The organism is Paenibacillus catalpae (assembly GCF_900112695.1).
GTDB lineage: Bacteria > Bacillota > Bacilli > Paenibacillales > Paenibacillaceae > Pristimantibacillus > Pristimantibacillus catalpae.
The window spans coordinates 394,016-415,257 of the sequence record NZ_FOMT01000003.1; the positions used below are offsets into that span (position 1 = coordinate 394,016).

Consider the following 21,242-nt stretch of genomic DNA (forward strand, 5'->3'; position numbering starts at 1 on the left):
CATCATATGTTGATCTAGAGTTTACATTAAGATGTTATATTCAGGTGTGGTTTCGACAATATGTTGCAAGAAGGTGATCCAGGGGATTTGTATTCAGATCTTTTTGTAGTTGTTCAAGGGGAAAGTGAAATTTGAACATTTGTTCAAATAGGAGAGTGACATATGTTTATTTCTTTGTCAAGCAAAAAGAAGAAGTGGACAAGCATGCTGCTGATTGCTTCGATGTCGGCAGGATTGTTGTCCAGTGTAGGCGTTCCAAAGGTGCAGGCAGCCGCAGGAACAGCTGATCACGTAGTGATTAGCCAGGTGTATGGAGGCGGTGGGAATAGCGGAGCTCAGTATACGTACGATTTTATTGAATTGTACAACCCAACTGACGCTGATGTTCCTTTGCAAGGCTGGTCAGTACAATACACAAGTTCGACGGGGGTTTTTTCCAGCGCAAATATGACGCCGCTTTCGGGATCAATCAAGGCACACGGATATTACCTGATACAAGAAAAAAATGGAGCAGGTACTATTAAGGATTTGCCTGCTCCTGATGTAGCGGGTGGCTTAATCAACATGTCTGCTTCAGCCGGGAAAGTAGCGTTAGTGAAATCGATTACTCCTATTGGCAATACAGCAGGGGATACAGCTTTGCTTGGTAATGCTGACCTTGTTGATTTCCTTGGATATGGCAGTGATAATGACGTCAAGAACAACAAACAAGTAAACCAGTACGAAACAGCGGGGATTACTGTATTATCAAACTCAACGGCTGCCCTGCGTAAATCTTCAAGTACAGATACAACCGGTACGACAGGATTAGGTGCAGGCTACGATACGAATGATAACTCGTCAGATTTTATCATTACGGCTCCAGCCCCAAGAAACTCTGCATCGCCTCTTGAAGTTCCTCCAACAGATGGGGGGAGCGAGCTGCCAGCGAGCCCCAAAGCAGCAGGTAAAGAAATCAAGCTGCTAGCCGGCATGTTAACCGGATACGCTGGTGCAGCGTTGCCAAATTCCACAGTTAATGTCTATTCGGCGGATACACATACGCTGATCACGTCGACGACATCTAACGAAGACGGCGCCTTTGAAGCTCCGGTCGGAACAACTTCTTCGGTCATCGTCACTGTTCAAGAGACAGGCAAAGCCGAAAGTGTTGATCTGGTTATCAATGAGGCAGTTAAAGCATCTGCCGTCACTGTGAGCGGATATGTTATTGACGGCTCGAATGCTGGTACGATTGCCGGAACAGCCGGCGCGGCTGGCGCTATCATCTCCGTTTACTCGGATGAAGCACTAACTGCCAAGCTGTCGACAAGTGGTGGTGCCCAGTCGGTAACGGCAGGCAGCGACAAATCGTTCACTTTTAAGCTTAGCAATGCTCCAGCCACGGTCTATGTGACACAGCAGATCAATTCCGCAAACGGAAGAGGACTTGAAAGTGACGGTGTACAAACAGACAGTCTAGATACTTCGATTGTTACACCGATTAGTACACTCCATCAAGTCGATTCCGGAGGTAAAGCCATTTATGATGGTTCTATATTTACAATCGAAGGTGTTGTAACGGTTAGTAATAATGTGCTTGGAACCAACACGTATTACGTTCAAGATGAAGCATCTGGTGTGAACATCTACGGCGGCACAACTTCCGGTTTGACGATTGTGAAAGGCGATCGGCTGCGTATTACGGGAACAGTTGATTTTTATAACGGGCTGGTTGAACTCATACCTACACTAGTGGAGCGAGTTGGTACGGAAGCATTACTTCCGGAGCCTATTACATCCACAGTAACTGGACTTGCAAATTATGATACGGCTGAACCAATGGAAGGTAAGCTTGTAACCGTTACGGCTAAAGTGACCAATCCAGCAGCCAATGGTGCTAACTACAATGTATCCGTTCAAGATCCAAACGATCCGACCAAACTGATAACTGTCCGCGTCATTACTGCCGGAACGGGTATTGATACATTGTCATCGTTGCAAAAGGACAAAACCTACGTGATCACAGGGGTCCTGGGGCAATATGTTTCTTCCTCTCCTTACAAAACGGGCTACCAGCTGTTTCCGCGTTCTATAGCGGACATCGTGCCTACACTGTCAATTACACATACGCCTATCCAACAGACGTATATCAATGTGGATGTCCATGTAGAAGCTAGTGTAGATGGCGCCGCTTCGGTGAAGCTGTATTACCGTAAGGCAGGAACAACGGAATACACAGCTATTCCAATGATCCTGTCGGGAACAAGCTCGTACACCGGTACGATCTCGAAGGACGCGATCGGCAGCTCGAACTTCGAATACTACATTGAGGCTTCTTCTGCTGTTGCAACCAAGTCATCAGGTACGGCAGCAGCTCCATTCGCTGTAACTCTGACTTTAGATGCTGAAGGTCCGGAGTACTCTGGCGCTGTACCGGAACAGGGTTATCGTGCTGAAACTTACCGTCCTTCCATTGCTATCGAGCTGGATGATTTGAGCGGTATTGATCTGAATACGATCAGTCTTATTCTCGATGAGACTGACGTATCGGCTTCGATCACGAAGACTCCTGCTTCGACGTCGAATCAGCATGTGAAGGTGTCTTATTTGCCCACTGCTGATCTTGCTCTTGGCGCACATACCTTAAAGGTTGCTTCCAAAGATTTTGTTGGCAACGAAAGCTCCATCGAATGGTCCTTCGAAGTAAGCGAACCGTTCACAGGCGGCAATCATTACAAAGGAACAACCCATAACCATACCAACATCTCGCATGATGGTACAGGCTCGCCGGAAGATGCCCTGAAGGCTGCTCAGAAATACGGCTATGACTGGTTCGCTTTCTCTGATCATTCCCATGATATCGATGCTCCGGCATCGGGTACCTTTACCGACACGGTAAAGAACGAAGGCGAAATGGAGGAGAGAACAGGCGGTGCCGATTGGCAGTTGACGAAAACTCTTTCCAAGGAATATACGAAAAATAACGATTTTGTCGTATTCCCGGCATTCGAGATGACCTCAACAACATGGGGACATTCTAATGTTTTTGGTACGGAAAACTTCATTGATCGTAAAGAAAACGGCGGTATCTACAATACTGATGTTAATCAATATTATGCCTGGGTGCTGACGCATGACGAAGCGGTAGCCCAATTTAACCATCCGAATGATCCGAAGGGTTCCTTCAATAATATGAAGCCGAATGTTGAGGCAGAAAAGCTGTTTACAATGTTCGAGGTTGGCAATGGTTCGGGACACTACTCGTACGCGAATGCAGAGCAAACGTACTTCGGCGCGTTGGATCTTGGCTGGAAGATTGCTCCAACCTACGGGGAAGACAATCATGACGGCACATGGGGCCAAACGATGAAACGGACAGTTATCGTATCGGAGGATCTGTCGCCGGAGTCGCTTTTGGATTCGATGCGGAAGAGACGCGTGTATATGGTCGAAGATCCAAACATGACGCTGGAATTTATGGCTAACGGCATTTATATGGGCGGCGTAGCGGAAGGCTCCAAGCTGAACTTCAGCGTAAAAGGCAATGACACGGTCGCAGAGAACCGCTCCATGACCGAATATGACTATTTGCCTGCAGATTATGTTTCGAATGACAATGTTGCGAAGGTTGAACTGATCTCGAACGGTGGTAAAGTGGTTGACACTTACGTACCGGCTGATAGCTCCAAGTCCTTCGCATGGGAACCGTCCGTTGACGTAACGGGCGGACAGCAATGGTACATGATTCGTGTAACGCAGGCTGACGGTGAGCGTGCGTACTCGTCTCCAATCTGGTCGCAGGATACGGAAGTGGATGTCAAGATTTCTACGGCTGAAGTGGAAGGCGCTGCTCTCATTCAAGGCACGGAAGCAACGCTTAAAGCGGATATCAGCAATACAGGTACTAGCACACTTTCGAATCTGTCGGTGAAATTCTATTATGACAGCGAGGATGAAGCGCATCTGATTGGCACGAGCACAATTGTCTCGCTTGCGAGCAATACGATCTCCTCGGTTAGCGTGAAGTGGCCGGATCCTGTTGTTGGTGATCATAAGCTCATAGCCGTTGTGACCTCGCCTTCGGGAGACAATCCGGCAGACAACAAATTTACGATTGATGTTACGGTGAAAGCACCGCTTGGCATTAAAGTAGTGGTTGATGCAAGCCACCAGAACGAGAATACATCCAGTGATACAAACAGTACGTATAAAAATAAACTGGGCTTGTTCAAGCAAATGCTGGCGCAAGAAGGCTACACCGTTGTTGAAAATACTTTTCCAATAACAGCTGAGCTGCTGGCAGGGGTTAAAGTGCTCGTGGTGACCAACCCTGGCGTAGACTTTACGGCTGACGAGAATGCAGCAGTAAAAACCTTTGTTGACAGCGGCGGCTCGCTGTTTATGCTGGGTAAAAGTAATTTCAGCGCAGATCCAACGTTGAATAACGATCTGCTTGAGTCAATCGGCTCTACCATTCAAATTTCGAATGATGGAATTTACGATGATTCAGCAACGGGCAACTATTGGTCTACGCCTGCTACGGCCAAGCATGCGGTCAAGATGTTCCCTAACATCGTGGACAACGGCATCATGGACGGCGTTAACTGGCTGGAGTATTACAGCGGTTCGAGCTTGTTCAAGGTTGGCGGTGGACCGCTGACAAACAGCAGCTCGGTATCCATTCTGGCTGGCGGTAATGAAACGACTTACCAGACGACTGTGAAGGCGCCGACTTATTCGTACGACATCGTGTCCGACACAACAGGCGGCTCTGCAATCCCGGCAATGGCTTCCGAGGTTCTGCCTAACAACAGCCGAGTTATTGTTACTGGCATGAACGTAGTCAATGATTTGGAATGGGATAACACGTATGGCGACTACGGAAATAATGATTTTGGCCTGAATGCGATCAACTGGCTGGCAGGTCGCGGTACAACCGTATCGGACATTGGCTCAGCTCGTGCGCTTCCTGACGATAAGGACGTTGTTGTTCAGGGGGTTGTCACCACCGGAGCAGGCGTATTCTTTGATGCCTTCTACGTGCAGGACGCAACAGGCGGCATTATGGCGTTCAAGGAGGTGCCGGACGGCTCGCTGCAGCTTGGCGATACGGTTCGCGTGCATGGTAAGATCAAAACCTTCGAGAACAACAAAGAGCTTGAATTCGACTCATTTGCCAAGGATGTTGTTGTCGTTAAGCACGGCACGGCGCTTGCGCCAAAAGTCATAGCAACAGGGGACGCAAATCTCCCGGTTAATCAAGGCTTGCTTGTTAAAGTAAGAGGCTCCGTCACGAAAAAGTATGACGACAACTCCTATGTCATCAATGACGGCAGCGGAGAAATTCTGGTATTCACGGACGGCTATATCGTCAACCAATCCGGGCCGGTTCCAACAGCGGCAATCGGAGATCAGTTGGAAGCGGTTGGCCTGCTTGGCGGCTTCTCGGATGGGGTACGGATTCGTGTCCGGGATACGAAGGAACTGAAGGTCAGCGCAGTTCCGGAGAAGGACGTATCGATCAAAGAGCTTTCTGTCTTCGATAACACGAATGAAGTAGACAAATCTCCAGTTGTTGCTCCTGGGGTGAAGAACTATGCGGTTGAAGTAGAGAGCAGCACGAAACAATTACTGATGTATGTTGTTCCAACGGATGCTGAAGCAAAAGTAACCATTACCGGTGGAGTTCAGGATCCGAATGAGCCTATTAAGGCGATGTTCAACATTCCGGACAAGACCACAACATTTACCATAAAGGTCACTTCGCCAGATGGATCGGCTACCGAGACTTACACGCTAATCGTTACGAAAAAGGATGCGCCGGTTATTACGCCGCCTGCTGGTGGTGGAAGTACAACTGTACCTTCCAGTCCGCTTGAGGAAGCGTTGAGCAATGCAACCTCGTCGACGATTACGGTGAAGGTATCGGGTTCAATCTTTACGATCAGCGCGGCAGAGCTCGCGAAGTTCCTGGCTCAGAACAAAGTAGAGACAATCGTCTTTGAATCACAGACAGGCTCGTATATCTTTAATCCGGGTCAATATGACTGGAGCAAGCTCGCAGCATTACTTGGGCTCTCGCTGACGGATTTGCAATTGAAGCTTGAAATGAAGGAAGACGAGACGGCATCTGATGCTGCAAACAAAGCGGGAATGAAGGTTCTTGGTTCCGCCAGCTTCGAACTTAAAGGCGTGAAGAAGGATGGACAAGAGATCGTCCTTAACGATCTTGGCCATTACATCAAACATACCGTGAAGCTGGACAACCAGCCGAACGCTGGCCATACGGCAGTTGTTCGTGTAGATACGGACGCTAAAGGAAACACCGTCTATACACCGGTACCGTTTGTTATTAACGGAACGGAATTGTCGGTATTGAGCCGTACAGACGGCACGTTCCTGATCGTGCAAACAGATAAATCGTTTGAAGACACAACATCCCATTGGGCAAAAGACGAGATTAATGCGCTCGCTAATCTCCTGGTCGTAGACGGAGTAGGCGAAGGGTCGTTTGATCCGAACCGCTCCATCACGCGTGCTGAGTTCACTGCGCTGGTTGTTCGCCTGTTTGGTCTTGCGACGCCGGACGCTGCAGGAAGCAGCAAGTTTGAGGATGTTCAGTCTAATGATTGGTTCGCATCCGTTGTTGCTGCTGCGACAGGGGCTGGCCTCATTAACGGTTATGAAGATGGCGAGTTTAGACCGGATCAAACCATTACCCGCGAGGAAATGGCGGTTATTCTGTCCCGCGGTCTTACGTTCGCAGGTCACAAAGGTGATGCAGCAAGTGCCGGGGCTTTTGCAGACCAAAAAGATATTCCAGCTTGGGCGGCGGAAGCGATCAGCCAGCTTGCAGGATTTGGTATTGTGAACGGCAAACCTGGCAATGAGTTTGATCCGTCAGGCGAGGCAACGCGCGCAGAAAGCGCCGTGATGCTGTTCAGATTGCTGTCGATTCTGACGTTTGCGAAGTAACGGAATTGGTTAGAGTAAGCCGCCTGGGCAGAAGCCCCGGCGGCTTTCTTTTTACCCTGCCGATGGCGAGGAGATTGCTTCATAAATATGGTATGATAGAGGCTAGAAATGGTTAGGTGAGGTGTCGAAATGGACAAGTGGATATTAATTGACGGCAATAGTATCGCGAACCGTGCATTTTACGCGATGCCGCCGCTTACAAACTCAGCAGGTTTACATACGAATGCGGTATTTGGATTTACAACGATGCTGCTTAGATTGCTGGAAGAAGAGAAGCCGACACATGTGCTTGTTGCATTTGACGCGGGCAAAGTGGTGTTCCGGCATGAAGGCTATACGGAATATAAAGGCGGCCGTGCGAAAACTCCGCCTGAGCTGTCTGAGCAATTCCCGGTTATGAAGGATTTGTTGAAAGCGTTCGGTATCTCTCAATTCGAGCTGTCCGGCTATGAAGCCGATGATATTATCGGTACGCTGACGCGTATGGCCGACGAGCAGAACGTGCAGACCCTGGTTGTTACAGGCGATAAGGATATGCTGCAGCTGGCTTCGGATAATGTGACGATTGCGATTACACGCAAAGGGATCAGCGAAGTGGAGCAGTTCTCCCCGGCTGCCATTGATGAGAAATACGGGTTGAAGCCAATGCAAATCATTGACCTGAAAGGTCTGATGGGCGATGCTTCCGATAATATTCCGGGTATTCCGGGCGTTGGCGAGAAGACGGCGCTGAAGATGCTGCATGAATTCGGATCCGTCGAAGAAGTGCTGGCGAATACGGACAGCCTGAAAGGCAAGATGAAGGAAAAGGTCGAGACGCATAAAGACGATGCGATTATGAGTAAAAAGCTTGCAACGATCTTCCGTGAAGTGCCGCTTGAGCACGGCGTGGACGATATCCGTTATGACGGCTACCAGCCGGCGGTACTTGCAGATGCATTCCGCAAGCTGGAATTCAAATCGTTGATCGAGCGTCTGGATTTGAGCGGCGAAGGAGCGGACAGCGGGGAAGAAGCTGCCCTTGCCGTTGAACTGAATGTGGTCGTTATTGAATCGGATAATGACGGTGAAGCCTTGCAGACTATGCTGTCAGCCCTTCAGGAGGCAGGCGCGGATCATGGCTTATATGTAGAAGCGATTGGCGAGAACCCGCATCAGGCAGTCGTGTTGGGTCTTGCTGCAGCAGTTGGAGATACGGCGTATGTTGTGCCAATAGCTGCACTTCAGCAGCCGTTTGCTGCGGAGCTGCGCTCTTGGCTTGCTGATGAAGACAAGCCTAAGAACGGCTTCGATACGCATAAGATTGAGCTGGCTCTCGGTTGGAGCGGGATCGAATGGAAAGGCGCAGCCTTTGACGTGCAGCTTGCCGCTTATTTACTTGATCCGACAGATACGAACCTGACGCTGAATGCTTTATGCGACCGTTACGGCCAAGCTTCGGTGCCGCTGGATGAAGCGGTATACGGCAAAGGTGCCAAGTTCAAGGTGCCGGATACCGAGCTGCTGTACCGCCATCTTGCGGTGAAGGCAGATGCCGTTCGCAAGCTGACGGCCCTGGAGAGTGCCGATCTGGAGAAGAGAGGCATGAACAAGCTGTTTTATGAGCTGGAACAACCGTTATCTGTTATATTGGCCGGCATGGAGCGACAAGGGATTGAGGTCGAAAAAGCAGAGCTGGAACGTCTTGGCAGCGAACTTGAGAGCAAGCTGACATCAGCTGTAAGTGAAATTCACCGCTTGGCTGGTATGGAGTTCAATATTGGCTCACCTAAGCAGCTTGGCGAGGTTTTGTTTGAAATGCTGGGACTTCCCGTTCAGAAGAAGACGAAGACCGGTTACTCGACAGATGCGGAAGTGCTGGAGAAACTGGCGCCATATCATGAGATCGTTCCGCTAATCCTGCATTACCGTACTTTGTCTAAGCTGCAGTCAACGTATATCGAAGGTCTCCTGAAAGAGATCCGTCAGGAAACCGGCAAGATCCATACGTATTACCGCCAGACGATTGCGGCAACCGGACGCCTGAGCAGCCAGTTCCCGAATCTGCAGAACATTCCGATCCGCCTTGAGGAAGGCCGGCAGATCCGCAAGGCATTTGTTCCGTCCGAGCCGGGCTGGTATATTCTGGCGGCGGACTATTCGCAGATCGAACTGCGCGTTCTTGCCCATATTTCCGGCGATGAGCGGCTGAAGGAAGCTTTTATCCACGACATGGATATTCATACAAAGACGGCGATGGACGTATTTGGCGTGTCTGCCGATCAGGTGGATGCGAATATGCGCCGTTCGGCGAAGGCTGTTAACTTCGGCATTGTGTACGGAATCAGTGATTTTGGTTTATCACAGAACTTGAACATTACGCGTAAGGAAGCGGCGAAGTTTATCGAGCAGTACTTCGAAGTTTTCCAGGGCGTACGCAAGTATATGGACGATATCGTCATGCAGGCTCGCCGTGACGGCTTTGTAACGACATTGCTGGAGCGCCGCCGTTACCTGCCTGAGATTAAGGCATCCAACTTCAATCTCCGCTCCTTCGCAGAGCGTACGGCGATGAATACGCCGATCCAGGGGACTGCAGCCGATATTATCAAGCTGGCGATGGTGCGCATGGATGAGACCCTTCGCGAGCGCGGGCTGAAGAGCCGCATGCTGCTTCAGGTACATGACGAACTTGTCTTTGAAGTTCCTGAAGAAGAGCTTGAGCTCATGAAGGAGCTTGTGCCAAGTGTCATGGCGGGTGCGCTGCAGCTTGATGTACCGCTGAAGGCGGACGTGAACTACGGCGTCAACTGGTACGAAGCGAAGTAAAGGCTGACGCAGGATTGACAATCCTATCCTTCTCAAGCGAAGTTTCGCTTGCTCAATGTGGGAATAGCGAAGCTAACCCACCTGTGCGAAAGTTTCGCGTAAGCAAGGGATTGACAAACTATCCCTCTCAAGCGAAGTTTCGCTTGCTTAATGTGGGAATAGCGAAGCTAACCCACCTGTGCGAAAGTTTCGCGTAAGCAAGGGATTGACAAACTATCCCTCTCCTAAGCCGCTTCGAATCAGGTATAATGGGTGTTGAGGTGAGTAGACATGCCTGAATTGCCAGAGGTAGAAACGGTAAGAAGAACATTAATTGAGCTTGTCGCCGGTAAACGAATTGCTTCGGTGACAGTTAAGCTGCCGCGTATTATACAACGCCCTGCTGAGCCGGAGGCGTTCGCAGCGGCATTAGCCGGACGGACGATTCAGACCGTTGAACGGCGCGGAAAGTTTCTGAGAATTGTATTGGATGGTCTCGTGCTTGTCTCCCATCTTCGGATGGAAGGACGCTATGGCGTGTTCCCAAGCGATGAGCCGGTTGAACTTCATACCCATGTCCTGTTTCATTTTGATGATGGAACAGATTTGAGATATAAAGATGTACGCCAGTTTGGCACCATGCACCTGTTCGAACCTGGTACGGAGTTCGAGATGAAACCGCTGAATAAGCTGGGCCTGGAGCCTTTAGATAATGATGCTTTTTCAGCGGAGGCTTTACGAGGTCTGCTCGGAAAAAAAACGGGTCTTATCAAGCCGCTTCTGCTGAATCAGGAATATGTGGTGGGGCTTGGCAATATTTATGTGGATGAGGCTTTATTTCTTGCAGGCATTCATCCGGAGCGGACAGCCGATTCCTTAAAGAAGGCGGAATGGGTCCTTCTTCATGAGGCGATTGTTTCGACGCTCGCCAAGGCTGTCGCAGCAGGCGGTTCTTCCGTTAAATCGTATGTGAACGGGCAAGGGGAGATGGGCATGTTCCAGCACCAATTGCTTGTATACGGCAGGAAGAACGAGCCTTGCACGAATTGCGGCCGGTTAATTGAGAAATCCGTTGTAGGCGGCAGAGGAACGCATACTTGCGCGAGCTGCCAGCCATATCCGAAAGCCCGTAAAAAGGCTGTCCGGCAGGTTTAATGCACCCTAACCAATTCCCCGCATATGCTGTTGTTGTTACGAACAATAGGCGGATGTCTAGATAAGCGCGCTACAGCGTTAGGAAAAGACATCCCAGTGTGCGGGGAGGGCTGCGGGTTGTTCGCGCATTTTGCTTCATTGCTGGTGCTTGCTTTTGCTGTCAGTGTGGACGGCTTCGGAGTAGGCGTGACATACGGATTGCGGCGAATTAGAATACCGCTCTTGTCGGTTGTTATTATCGCATGTTGCTCAGGATTGGTTATTTTTTTATCGATGCTGGTTGGTTCTTGGATTACGGGGTATTTGTCTCCTTTTGTGGCAAAGCTGTTTGGGGCGGTTGTTCTTGTCGGCATTGGGACATGGGCGCTGCTGCAGCTAAGACGAAGCGGGCGTGAAGCTGCTGAAGGTCAGGCAGAAGGCGATGCCGAGCACGCAGCAGAAGCGGATTCGGACCCGTCTGACCGGTCTCATCCTGTTCTTGTTGTCATCGTTGAATTGAAGCGCCTGGGATTGGTTATACAAATATTGCGGACTCCGCAGGCCGCCGACGTGGATAAGTCGGGGACGATCTCTGCAGCCGAAGCGGTAATGCTGGGGGTTGCCCTGTCATTTGATGCTTTAGGCGCCGGTATCGGAGCTGCCATGATCGGGTTATCTCCGTTATTAACTCCAATTATGATCGCTGCGGCGAGTGCTATTTTTTTGCTTGGCGGGATGCGGTTTGGCTTCCGGTTCTCTAACTGGAAGGGTATGCAGGCGGTATCGGTGCTCCCGGGCATTTTATTGATAGTTATCGGAATTTGTAAGCTTTTATAAAGGAACAGGCAGGATCTATTTGAACGGGGTGAAAGCTAATGAAGATCGGTTTAACCGGCGGGATCGCTACCGGCAAAAGCACCGTTGCTGCCATGCTGGTAGAACGCGGTGCGCTGCTGGTCGATGCTGATCAGGTTGCGAGAGAGGTTGTTATGCCCGGCGAACCGGCTTTAGAGGCGGTCGCCTCTGCGTTTGGACAAGCTGTTATACATACGGACGGAACGCTTAACCGGAAAGCGCTGGGCGGAATTGTTTTTAACAACCGCGAATCGCTGGCACAGCTTGAGAGTATACTACATCCGGCCATTCGTAATCGCATGCAGCAGCAGATCAGGCAATATGAGGAGCAGTCTCAGTTGGTTGTAGCTGATATCCCTTTATTGTATGAGACAGGGCAGGAAGGACTGTATGACGGCATTATGGTCGTATACGTTCCTCAGCAGCTTCAGCTGAAACGGCTGATGGAGCGCAACGGTTTGCCAGAAGAAGAAGCATTACGTCGCATTGGACTTCAAATGGATATCGAGCAGAAGAGAAGCCGTGCGGATTGGGTAATTGATAATAGCGGTTCACTTGAAGAGACAAGACGACAGGTGGACGATTTTTGGAAAAGCAAGGATTTGCCATGAGGTGGTTAGTTCGAAAAAGAGTGCTGCTTCTTCTGCTCATCGGCCTCATTGGTGTGTTATTTCTGAATTCCAATTGGATTGCCCGCATGATGTATCCGATACAATTCAAGGAAGACATAAGTGCAAGTGCATCGAATTATGGCGTTGACCCACATCTGATTGCGGCAATTATCCGGACGGAAACGAACTATTCCACCGGACAGGTCTCGAAAAAAGGGGCACTTGGCCTCATGCAGATTATGCCCGATACGGCGGACTGGATCATTAAGCAGGCGGATTTCTCGAATGTAACCCGAGATATGCTGCAGAATCGGCCTGATGTCAGTATTGAAGTCGGAGCATGGTATTTACAATCCTTGCACAAACAATTTAACCAGAATTCCATAGCGGTTATCGCAGCTTATAATGCCGGTCCCGGCAATGTAAGAAAGTGGCTTGATTCAGGCAGATGGGACGGCAGGCTGGATACGGCGGATCAGATTCCGTACGGGGAAACCAGGCACTATGTACAACGCGTTATTTATTATTATAATAAGTACAAAGATCTTTATCCGGTTATCTAATTTAGACGAGAAGAAGCCTTGGCCGTCCGCCGCTTCAGGACGGAACAGCCAAAGCATCTGTTATACATGATGAAATCATTATTGACGGCCTGCAAGGGATTGTTCGGCAATTTGCACCAAGCGGCGAGTAATGTTACCCCCGATGTAGCCTGCGTCTTTAGTAAGCAGGTTGCCATAGTAACCGTCTTGCGACAACGCAATACCCAGCTCTTGAGCGACCTCGTATTTCATTTGGTCCAGTGCTGCAGTGGCTTGCGGTACAAGCAGTGTGCTGCTGTTGTTCGAGCTCATTGATGTTCACCTCCTTGCGGTTGGTAAATGTATTATGTGCGGAATTCGCAACTTCATTCAGGTAACGATTGGAAATTATTAAAATAATAAAAACAGGATTCGGAAGGAGTGAAAATGATGAAATGCCCATACTGCGATTTTGCAGGTACGAAGGTGCTTGATTCCAGACCAGCAAATGAGAACAAATCCATTCGCAGACGGCGCGAATGTGAGAAATGCAGCCGAAGGTTCACGACTTTCGAGATGATTGAGGAAACTCCGCTGATCGTTATCAAGAAAGGCGGCAGCCGGGAAGAATTCAGCCGTGACAAAATTCTCCGCGGCCTCATACGGGCTTGTGAGAAACGCCCAGTGTCCGTTGAACGTCTCGAGGTTATCGTCTCCGAAGTTGAGAAGGAGCTTCGTACTACTGCTCTTGCAGAAGTGGAGAGCCGTGATATCGGTGAGATCGTGATGAGCCAGTTGTATCCGGTGGACGAAGTCGCTTATGTGCGGTTTGCATCCGTCTACAGACAGTTCAAGGACATCGATATGTTCATGAAAGAGCTGAACAGCTTGTTGTCCAAGCATCCGATTAACATGAACAATCCAGGCAACATGTAGCTGAATGAGATAGTCCTTTCCTTAAGCAGCAGGGGAGGGCTATTTGCTCTTATGAAGGGAGAGGAGTGAGGTTATTCGTCACTTGACAGCATGTGGCGTTCAAGTGAAGGAGGGTCCCGTTGCCCGTACAGGGGCAATAGGCAAGATATCGTGTCCGTCTATACGTGACCCCGATCTCAAACGATGTAAATTAAGTTTGGGATAACTGCAAAGGGAAGGATTGACAGGCATCATTTTTCTATGCTATTATTTTGCTATTCTAGCATTTGGGGCCATAGCTCAGCTGGGAGAGCGCATCGCTGGCAGCGATGAGGTCAGGGGTTCGATCCCCCTTGGCTCCACCATAATAAAAACACTCAAAACCCTTGTGAATCAAGGGTTTTTCTTTATTTTTGGCAAGATGATAATTGGCGGTAAAGTACCTATTTTCGGTAATTGGGGACGGATTGGGGACGAAAAATTATTTGAAGCATTTAAGTGGTTTCTTTAAAACCAGCAAATATAAACGACAGCATAGTTAGAAAACAGCATATGGAGTGCAGATATTTTGTTAGTTAATTTTGAATTGACCGGTGAACGTTAGTTCAACCCATTTTAGAGAATCTGGCTTGGAAGCAGCAGCTACATTTTCATTTAACTATTGGGCAGGGACCCAGTTAAGTATTAATGAGTTTTTCTTGAATATCAGATGTTCGTTATAATATAGCTACTATGATAGGTTAATTGGAGGGGCACATGTTTCGGTCTTCAATGAAACTTGATGAAGTAAGAGTAATTGGCAGGGATAAAGCAGTGGAGCAATTGAAGTTCTTAGTAGTACAGCAAATTAGAGCAGCTGGTAAAGAGGAAAACAATTATAGCCGCTCTGTAGAAGAAAATGATAAAGACCTAATAGTATCTGCAATTCCAAAGTGATTTCAGATACAAAGCCGCTTTTTCTAGCTGCCAGGTTTGTTAAAAAAGCAAGTAGAAGAACGTAAAAAGAAGCTATTATAGAGACATGGCATATACTACTTAATCAGCAATAGAATAATTGTAGGTTATGTTATAAGGCGCACATAACCAAAACAGGCCTCCTTTCAGAGGTCTGTTTTTTATTGTGGTAATTTGGTTTTTGATTACATTAGCTCTTAGAATACTTTCTCAACCAGACGACAAGAGCTTCAATACAATTTCATATTTTGTTTAAGAAATTCTATACGGTCTAGAGAACCAAAGAGCTAAAGTTATTAAGCTAACGGGCAGGATAGTTCCAATTCATGGTAAAATAATCGTAGAGGGAATGAGATGAACCAAGCATAATGAGAGGTGAATGCATTGGAATTTGGCGAAGACTTAATAAAAGAGTTCTTAGAACATAAAGAAGCAAATCCAAACACATTTACTTGGTGGAGTTTTGTGAACATAAAATCTGATTTACAAACAGCACTCGGGTTTGCAAAGTTCTTCTATCCAGAAATCATAGAAGTTAATGGATGTTTTCTTCTGAAGGACAAATATGACGAACAAAGATTTCAAAGCTGGAAAGATGCCTGTAATAATAGCAAGAAGTGTATTGAACGAATGATGAATCTATACGAATTGGCTGACTTCTTTCATATCAATACTACCTTTGATGAGGGAGATGACATACAGGGGCAAGTCAAAGCATTAGGTGAAGCATTGAAGTTGTTTTGGTCAATGAGCTTCAGAGACAGATTTCCTGAACGCCAGATTGTCGTAGATATCTTTGTAGAGTATGACGACCAACTCTTTATCACCGTTTATGAAGAACTAAACAAATAACAATGTGAATTTGCAAACTAAGTAAATTAAGCAAACGGATACTATAGCTTAATCAATACAGTGGTGGCTGGTCAGGAGATAACTACGTATCTCTAAATGAACTGATTGCAATTAGTGGAAAATCACTTTTATGGGAAGCTGGTGGTGTATGAGCGTATCAAGTGAAAGTCGTAAAGGGGATAGAATTTATGTGATCGAAGGATTCATTGCAAAGATAGTCACTGATAATAAAGGACATTTTGATTTATTAAGATCAAATGAACTCGATATTGGCGATACAGTTGTTTTTTTAGACTGGAGTCTCGAAACAGTCGGAGATGAATTAGAGATCTTCATTCACTACGTTGATAATAATGGTGAAGAGTTAAAGGCGAAAGAAACCTATTTCGTTACCGAGGATGTTTGGAATAATCTCAGAGCTTATTTTACCAGTTTGAATTAAGCTAACGGCGAACTTTAGCTCAATAAAGACCGCGCGGTAGCTCGCAAAATGATGAGCTGCCGTTTTCTCAACTAAAGGGCAGATATGCTGAATGGTACAATGGTTGGGGATGGGAGGTGGGTCATATATATGAATTTTATATACTGGATAACAGTACCTGTGTACACGTTACTTTTAACATTTATCTTGTTGTTTGCAATTCTTGTCGTCTTTAAAAACTTAATGAAAAAAGAATCTTATAAATGGATAAATGAAAGATTCTCCGAGAAAACTCAAAAAGCTATTATATTTTTTGGAAGGGTAATATGTTTAGGCTTTATTGTACTTATTTTCAGTTATTCAATTCCTTATTGGAAAGATTCTAGTTTATTAATAACAGGGCATTGTAGTTATGACGAAGGGTCTCCAACTAATTTCTATCATAAATCAAAGGACCTAAATGACTATGTTGAATTAAATGGAAATCACGGAAAGTTGATTTCTTTTCTTTTTACCGCAAGGATGACTCCCGGAGTAAAATACAAAGTTAAATACTTACCTAATACAAATACGGGAATATACATTAAGAAGTTATAGGGCTTATTTAAAAAAGCACAAATATCGTTCAAACATAAAAGGATTGAACTAACTGGGAACGTTAGTTCAACCATCATGGAGTAGTATGTCGCAACGGCAGCTGCTCCTTTTTTATTAAGCTAAAGGGAGGATAGTTTAATAAGATTTACTTCCTTTGTATAATAATTAAGAAGTCTAATTACGAGGTGGTAAGGTGTCTATAAAAGGCTTGAATCACTTTTTATTTTCAGTTTCTAATTTAAAGAATTCTATTGAGTTTTATCAAAATGTTTTTGATGCAAAATTGTTAATTAAGGGTAGAGGTACTGCCTATTTTGATTTGAATGGAATGTGGATTGCCCTGAATGTAGAAAAAGATATTCCCCGTAATGAAATAAGCCAATCATACACTCATATAGCTTTTTCAATAGAAGAAGCTGACTTTGTAGAAATGTATGAGAAACTAATGGAATTGAATGTAAATATCTTGTCAGGTCGTCCAAGAGATGAAAAAGATAGGAAGTCTATTTATTTTACTGACCCAGATGGCCATAAGTTTGAGTTTCATACAGGTACTTTACAAGATAGAATAGATTACTACAAACAAGAAAAAGCACATATGGAGTTTTTCGATTAAAGGATTTCCTTGTTGAACTCCCTCGGTACGATTTAGTTTTCTCACGAATGCTCGCTTATTCGCAGGATTTCTCCCTTGCTAGAGATGCAGAAAGATAGTAAGAGAACCATTGTTGAAGACCAGAACAACATGAAGGCATGACGAAATAGAGGGGGAGGTTGTCGTCCCATATCCTTCCATATACTGCACGCATGCTCCACGCCGCCCCTGGAGGTTTTCACTCCCATGTCTCAACGGGTCTTTGCCCTCTCATTCCTTCGTTACGCCTGTCCAGAGGGTGGAGGCCGGTCTTGCTAACGGTACGGGTCGGTTAGAGCGTCCTCCTGGATGATGGGATTTTAAGGGCTATGACCCGTTGCGTACTCCCATCGTACCGAGGCGCTTTTCTTTTTGCAAAGATGAAATTAATCCATCTACAGGAATGCTAACGGGTAACGTTAGTTCAATAAAACATAATCTTCAGTGCTCATTGCTTAGCATTAGAATCAACGGTGATTTTGTACGAGGATATTGCTGCAGAAGAGAAAGCAAGAGCGACCTATCAATGGCTAATCGATATGACGGATGATGTGGATTTACAGGATGGACTAAAGTTTCTTCGTGAGCGAGAGATCGTTCATTCGTTGAGGTTTAGGGAAGCGGTTGAGATGATTAAGTCCGACTGGGGAACGAAAAAAGTATTTAAAGTGTAGGGTAAGAAATAATAACACCGAGCAATAATTAGACAGCAGTCGGTCTATGACCGACTGCTAGTTGCTTAATTGGCGTTAGGCTGGCAGTGTAGATGTGGAAACGGGAGATTAATCGACTAACCAAAACCAATAATTTAGATTCTTTACAACTAACTATTATAGTCGTATCCGTCGTATCCATAGTGTCGTGGATTACTGTACCAAAATAACCGGTCGGGAATGGGCGTGTGTATTTAACGAATGGCAAGTGTCGTTTAATTCCAAGTATTATATAAAGTTCTTTTAAAGACACCATGTTAAAAACTTTCTATAGTGTACTTTATTTTCAATTATCTCATTGTCGTATACCATTAGGTATAAGTGTTTAACTCGCGAGGCAAATTGTTGTACGAATTCATCCTGCTCAATTTCGTCAATCTTAAATCCGCTTACATCAATAAATAATTGGCCAATCATTTCTGGTGCTTTAGTAGCTTCTATTAGGTGATCAAAATAAACACTCTTAACAATTGAAATATCATGTTTTTCAATCTCAAAATAAGCGCTACTGCGAAAATCATCTTTGAAAGTTTTTTCAACAGATAAATGTTTTATATATTTATCAATTTGATCTTCTTCCAATATTTCAGCAAATGCTTCATAGGCAGATTCTTTGGCATAATCTGCTTGAATACTGATAGGTTTACCGTCAGAAGTTGTATTCACAAAAACATTCTTAAATACAAATGTAAATAAATCTATTTCCTCATATATGTTCTCCGTTATAAACCAAGAGGTTGATCCCGTCAATTCGGTAATCCCAAAGTCACGTTTCATAGAATAGTGATGAGCAAGGATTGCTTGTATGTTTATCATACTCTTAATAATACTTTTGATTTTCTCCTTGTCATCTATAGTTTTTGAGGTATAGCGATTAGTAGTGATCCTTTCAGTAGGTAACGTTTTTTGAGAGAATTGCTTCATCTCAGAAAAATTGATTCTTCTCATAAAACTCCCCTTCCTTTTAGAAAATAAGGTGAACTATGATTAATTATTATCACAGTTCACCTCTACATAAAAGTTTAATAATGCAAGTTTAATTAATTGGCCAAGTTTCAACGTCAGGTGTAGCCGCTAAAGTTCCGCTCTCGAGTAATGTAACACTTAAATTTGAAGCAGTAGTGCTAACTACACTTACATTCGCTGGAATGGAAAATGGTAGACCAACCCGTTGAGTAAATGTAGCTGCAGGAAAAGAATTCGTGAAAGAGGCACTTTTTTTACTAAAATATGTTTGAGGGAATAGTACACTTGTGTCAGCGACAGTAACCCGGGTTCAGCCCGCGCGGACGGAATGAAATGGAGGAGCACGGCGTCTGAATCTACCGCTAAAAGTCCTCGCCGAGTAAGCTTCGTCAGCCATTAAATAACAGATTCGGACATCCCATGATGAGGAGACAAGTCAAGCGCAGTCGGATCCCCCTTGGCTCCACCAAACACAAATATATAAAACGCCAAATTAAGGCGTGTTTTTTGTGATTGGTGAAGCCCATAAGGGGGCGAACCCGGGTTCAGTCCGCGCGGACGGAATGAAATGGAGGAGCACGGCGTCTGAATCTACCGCTAAAAGTCCTCGGCGAGTAAGCTTCGTCAGCCATTAAATAAGAAATTCGGACATCCCATGATGAGGAGACAAGTTATGCGCAGTCGGATCCCCCTTGGCTCCACCAAACACAAATATATAACACGCCAAATTAAGGCGTGTTTTTTTGTGTTTGGTGAAGCCCATAAGGGGGCGAACCCGGATTCAGTCCGCGCGGACGGAATGAAATGGAGGAGCACGGCGTCTGAATCTACCGCTAAAAGTCCTCGCCGAGTAAGCTTGTCAGCCATTAAATAAGAAATTCGGACATCCCATGATCAGGAGACAAGTTATGCGCAGTCGGATCCCCTTGGCTCCACCAAACACAAATATATAACACGCCAAATTAAGGCGTGTTTTTGTGTTCAGCCCGCGCGGACGGAAGAAATGGTCACAGCCGATTTATGGGGCAATTTTACATGGGTGGACAGTCATTGTCAAAAGTGGCGAAAGCCATTGAACTACTGGCTACAGAAGTTGCCCCTGTTGTTCGCAGAGAAATTCGCAAGAAACAAAATACGGTATAAAGAATGGAGAAGATAACAATGAAAATTGGAATAAACGGTGCAAGCGGTAATTTGGGTACAGCGACGGTAAAACATCTGTTGGAGCGTGCGGCAGGGGAGCATAGCGTAGTAGCGATCACGCGTTCACCCGAGAAAATGACTATGGGTGGTGTAGAAGCTCGCTTTGGTGATTACGATCAACCTGAATCGCTTATCGAGGCTTACAAAGGATTGGACCGACTGCTGCTTATCCCTTCGACCAGTTTACAATCTGGTGCACGATCGGCTCAAAACATTGCAGCCATTAATGCAGCTGTTGAAGCTGGTGTATCCCATATCGTCCTTGTTTCGTCTGTAGGAGCGCGAAATACAGAGCAACCGAACATTGCATTCGACTACTTTGCTAGTGAGCAGCATCTGATGCGCAAGGCTCCAAAGTGGAGCATTCTACGCATGAGCTACTACGCGGAGGCTCTCATCAATGAAGCTCAGATGTCATTAGCGCATGGCGTGCTCACAGGTCTTAGCGAAAACAAAGTCAGCTTTGTCTCCCGTGACGATTTAGCTGCAGCTGCAGCCGGATTGCTGATCAGCGAAGGTCATGATGGTTCAATCTACACAGGAACTGGACCAGTAAGCTTTACGGGTGCGGAGCGTGCTGAGCTCATAGCAAAAGTTAGCGGAAAACCGTTGGCATTCTTCACGCTTCCGATTGAGACACTGCAAGGTCAACTCGAGCAAGCTGGACTTCCGACTGCTGTCATTACAGCAATTGTAAGCATTCAACAAAACTTCTCTAACGGGGACTTCGATATCGTGACGGGGGATATCGAAAAACTCTCCGGCCGTCCAGCGCGTAGCCTTGAATCAATCTTGTCAGCGTCATTCCAGTAATCTAGACTATGGAATACAAAACAGGGGACAACTCTTAGAGTTGTCCCCTATTGATTTCAGACTAGGGAAAAAACTTTTCATTTTGCCTGTTGACAACAGCAGGAATATAAGTTATCTTTAAATCAAGATATTTAACTTAAAGACAAACGAAACAAATCTTCAAAGTCATACAACAGCAGTTCAAATCGATAGTAAAATGCGAAGTACAATGAGTATTCAGCATCGTCTGTTGTAAAGAAAGAATTTTTTATCTCCCATATCTTAAATTTAAGATAATTAAATTAAAGACAAAACAAACTAATCCAAGGA

At 46.1% G+C, this 21,242-nt stretch carries 15 protein-coding genes, 1 tRNA gene and 1 pseudogene; 15 read left to right on the forward strand and 2 right to left on the reverse strand.

The annotated features are described in order from the left end of the window. The first annotated feature begins 162 nt into the window (after window positions 1–162). The 6 genes from BM200_RS15440 (at window position 163) to BM200_RS15465 (ending at window position 12,907) form a co-directional block, all read left to right on the forward strand. Window positions 163–6,957 carry an S-layer homology domain-containing protein gene (locus tag BM200_RS15440; RefSeq protein ID WP_091187094.1) on the forward strand — a complete coding sequence of 2,265 codons (6,795 nt, stop codon included), beginning with the start codon at window positions 163–165 and terminating at the stop codon, window positions 6,955–6,957. A gap of 129 nt (window positions 6,958–7,086) precedes the next feature. Then, window positions 7,087–9,765, forward strand: coding sequence for a DNA polymerase I (gene polA, locus BM200_RS15445; RefSeq protein ID WP_091187096.1), 2,679 nt, complete (start codon window positions 7,087–7,089; stop codon window positions 9,763–9,765). A 270-nt stretch (window positions 9,766–10,035) separates the two neighbouring features. Beyond that, window positions 10,036–10,899, forward strand: a complete 864-nt coding sequence (gene mutM / locus BM200_RS15450; protein WP_091187098.1) for a DNA-formamidopyrimidine glycosylase — start codon at window positions 10,036–10,038, stop codon at window positions 10,897–10,899. A 117-nt stretch (window positions 10,900–11,016) separates the two neighbouring features. Beyond that, on the forward strand, window positions 11,017–11,715 hold the full coding sequence (gene ytaF, locus BM200_RS15455; RefSeq protein ID WP_091187101.1) for a sporulation membrane protein YtaF: 699 nt from the start codon (window positions 11,017–11,019) through the stop codon (window positions 11,713–11,715). Between the two features lie 38 nt (window positions 11,716–11,753). Continuing rightward, on the forward strand, window positions 11,754–12,344 hold the full coding sequence (gene coaE, locus BM200_RS15460; RefSeq protein WP_091187103.1) for a dephospho-CoA kinase: 591 nt from the start codon (window positions 11,754–11,756) through the stop codon (window positions 12,342–12,344). Further along, window positions 12,341–12,907: a lytic transglycosylase domain-containing protein gene (locus tag BM200_RS15465; RefSeq protein ID WP_091187902.1), complete on the forward strand. Its 567-nt coding sequence runs from the start codon at window positions 12,341–12,343 to the stop codon at window positions 12,905–12,907. Before coaE ends, BM200_RS15465 begins: the two co-directional genes overlap by 4 nt. A 78-nt stretch (window positions 12,908–12,985) precedes the next feature. Here BM200_RS15465 and BM200_RS15470 read toward each other — a convergent pair whose 3' ends face one another. Then, on the reverse strand, window positions 12,986–13,198 hold the full coding sequence (locus BM200_RS15470) for an alpha/beta-type small acid-soluble spore protein (protein ID WP_091187105.1): 213 nt from the start codon (window positions 13,196–13,198) through the stop codon (window positions 12,986–12,988). Between the two features lie 117 nt (window positions 13,199–13,315). Between BM200_RS15470 and nrdR the strand changes: the two genes are divergently transcribed. The 8 genes and pseudogenes from nrdR to BM200_RS15515 form a co-directional block, all read left to right on the forward strand. Beyond that, the gene (nrdR, locus tag BM200_RS15475; RefSeq protein WP_091187107.1) at window positions 13,316–13,801 is read left to right on the forward strand and encodes a transcriptional regulator NrdR; all 486 of its coding nucleotides are present in this window, start codon (window positions 13,316–13,318) and stop codon (window positions 13,799–13,801) included. Between the two features lie 268 nt (window positions 13,802–14,069). Further along, window positions 14,070–14,145: transfer RNA gene (locus BM200_RS15485), tRNA-Ala, on the forward strand. Between the two features lie 391 nt (window positions 14,146–14,536). After that, a complete protein-coding gene (locus BM200_RS15490; RefSeq protein WP_091187108.1) occupies window positions 14,537–14,716 on the forward strand; it encodes a hypothetical protein in 180 nt (59 codons plus the stop codon). Between the two features lie 402 nt (window positions 14,717–15,118). Beyond that, window positions 15,119–15,586: a hypothetical protein gene (locus BM200_RS15495; protein ID WP_091187110.1), complete on the forward strand. Its 468-nt coding sequence runs from the start codon at window positions 15,119–15,121 to the stop codon at window positions 15,584–15,586. Between the two features lie 148 nt (window positions 15,587–15,734). Further along, window positions 15,735–16,028: a hypothetical protein gene (locus BM200_RS15500; protein ID WP_091187112.1), complete on the forward strand. Its 294-nt coding sequence runs from the start codon at window positions 15,735–15,737 to the stop codon at window positions 16,026–16,028. A 129-nt stretch (window positions 16,029–16,157) separates the two neighbouring features. Next, window positions 16,158–16,604, forward strand: a complete 447-nt coding sequence (locus BM200_RS15505; protein WP_091187113.1) for a hypothetical protein — start codon at window positions 16,158–16,160, stop codon at window positions 16,602–16,604. A gap of 193 nt (window positions 16,605–16,797) precedes the next feature. Continuing rightward, entirely contained in the window at window positions 16,798–17,220 is a 423-nt protein-coding gene (fosM, locus tag BM200_RS15510) for a FosM family fosfomycin resistance protein (RefSeq protein ID WP_091187115.1), read from the forward strand. 497 nt (window positions 17,221–17,717) lie between these two features. Next, window positions 17,718–17,912: pseudogene (locus BM200_RS15515) on the forward strand (manganese catalase family protein); the annotation flags it as partial. A gap of 282 nt (window positions 17,913–18,194) precedes the next feature. Here the strand turns inward: BM200_RS15515 and BM200_RS15520 are convergent. Then, a complete protein-coding gene (locus tag BM200_RS15520; RefSeq protein WP_091187116.1) occupies window positions 18,195–18,899 on the reverse strand; it encodes a hypothetical protein in 705 nt (234 codons plus the stop codon). 1,179 nt (window positions 18,900–20,078) lie between these two features. Here BM200_RS15520 and BM200_RS15530 point away from each other — a divergent pair. Then, window positions 20,079–20,933, forward strand: coding sequence for an NAD(P)H-binding protein (locus BM200_RS15530; protein WP_091187119.1), 855 nt, complete (start codon window positions 20,079–20,081; stop codon window positions 20,931–20,933). Window positions 20,934–21,242: the final 309 nt, after the last annotated feature.

Coding starts and splice junctions, on each gene's coding strand:
- BM200_RS15440 (WP_091187094.1), top strand. CDS start 163: ATGTTTATTTCTTTGTCAAGCAAAAAGAAGAAGTGGACAAGCATGCTG.
- polA (WP_091187096.1), top strand. CDS start 7,087: ATGGACAAGTGGATATTAATTGACGGCAATAGTATCGCGAACCGTGCA.
- mutM (WP_091187098.1), top strand. CDS start 10,036: ATGCCTGAATTGCCAGAGGTAGAAACGGTAAGAAGAACATTAATTGAG.
- coaE (WP_091187103.1), top strand. CDS start 11,754: ATGAAGATCGGTTTAACCGGCGGGATCGCTACCGGCAAAAGCACCGTT.
- BM200_RS15465 (WP_091187902.1), top strand. CDS start 12,341: ATGAGGTGGTTAGTTCGAAAAAGAGTGCTGCTTCTTCTGCTCATCGGC.
- BM200_RS15470 (WP_091187105.1), bottom strand. CDS start 13,198: ATGAGCTCGAACAACAGCAGCACACTGCTTGTACCGCAAGCCACTGCA.
- nrdR (WP_091187107.1), top strand. CDS start 13,316: ATGAAATGCCCATACTGCGATTTTGCAGGTACGAAGGTGCTTGATTCC.
- BM200_RS15490 (WP_091187108.1), top strand. CDS start 14,537: ATGTTTCGGTCTTCAATGAAACTTGATGAAGTAAGAGTAATTGGCAGG.
- BM200_RS15500 (WP_091187112.1), top strand. CDS start 15,735: ATGAGCGTATCAAGTGAAAGTCGTAAAGGGGATAGAATTTATGTGATC.
- BM200_RS15505 (WP_091187113.1), top strand. CDS start 16,158: ATGAATTTTATATACTGGATAACAGTACCTGTGTACACGTTACTTTTA.
- BM200_RS15520 (WP_091187116.1), bottom strand. CDS start 18,899: ATGAGAAGAATCAATTTTTCTGAGATGAAGCAATTCTCTCAAAAAACG.
- BM200_RS15530 (WP_091187119.1), top strand. CDS start 20,079: ATGAAAATTGGAATAAACGGTGCAAGCGGTAATTTGGGTACAGCGACG.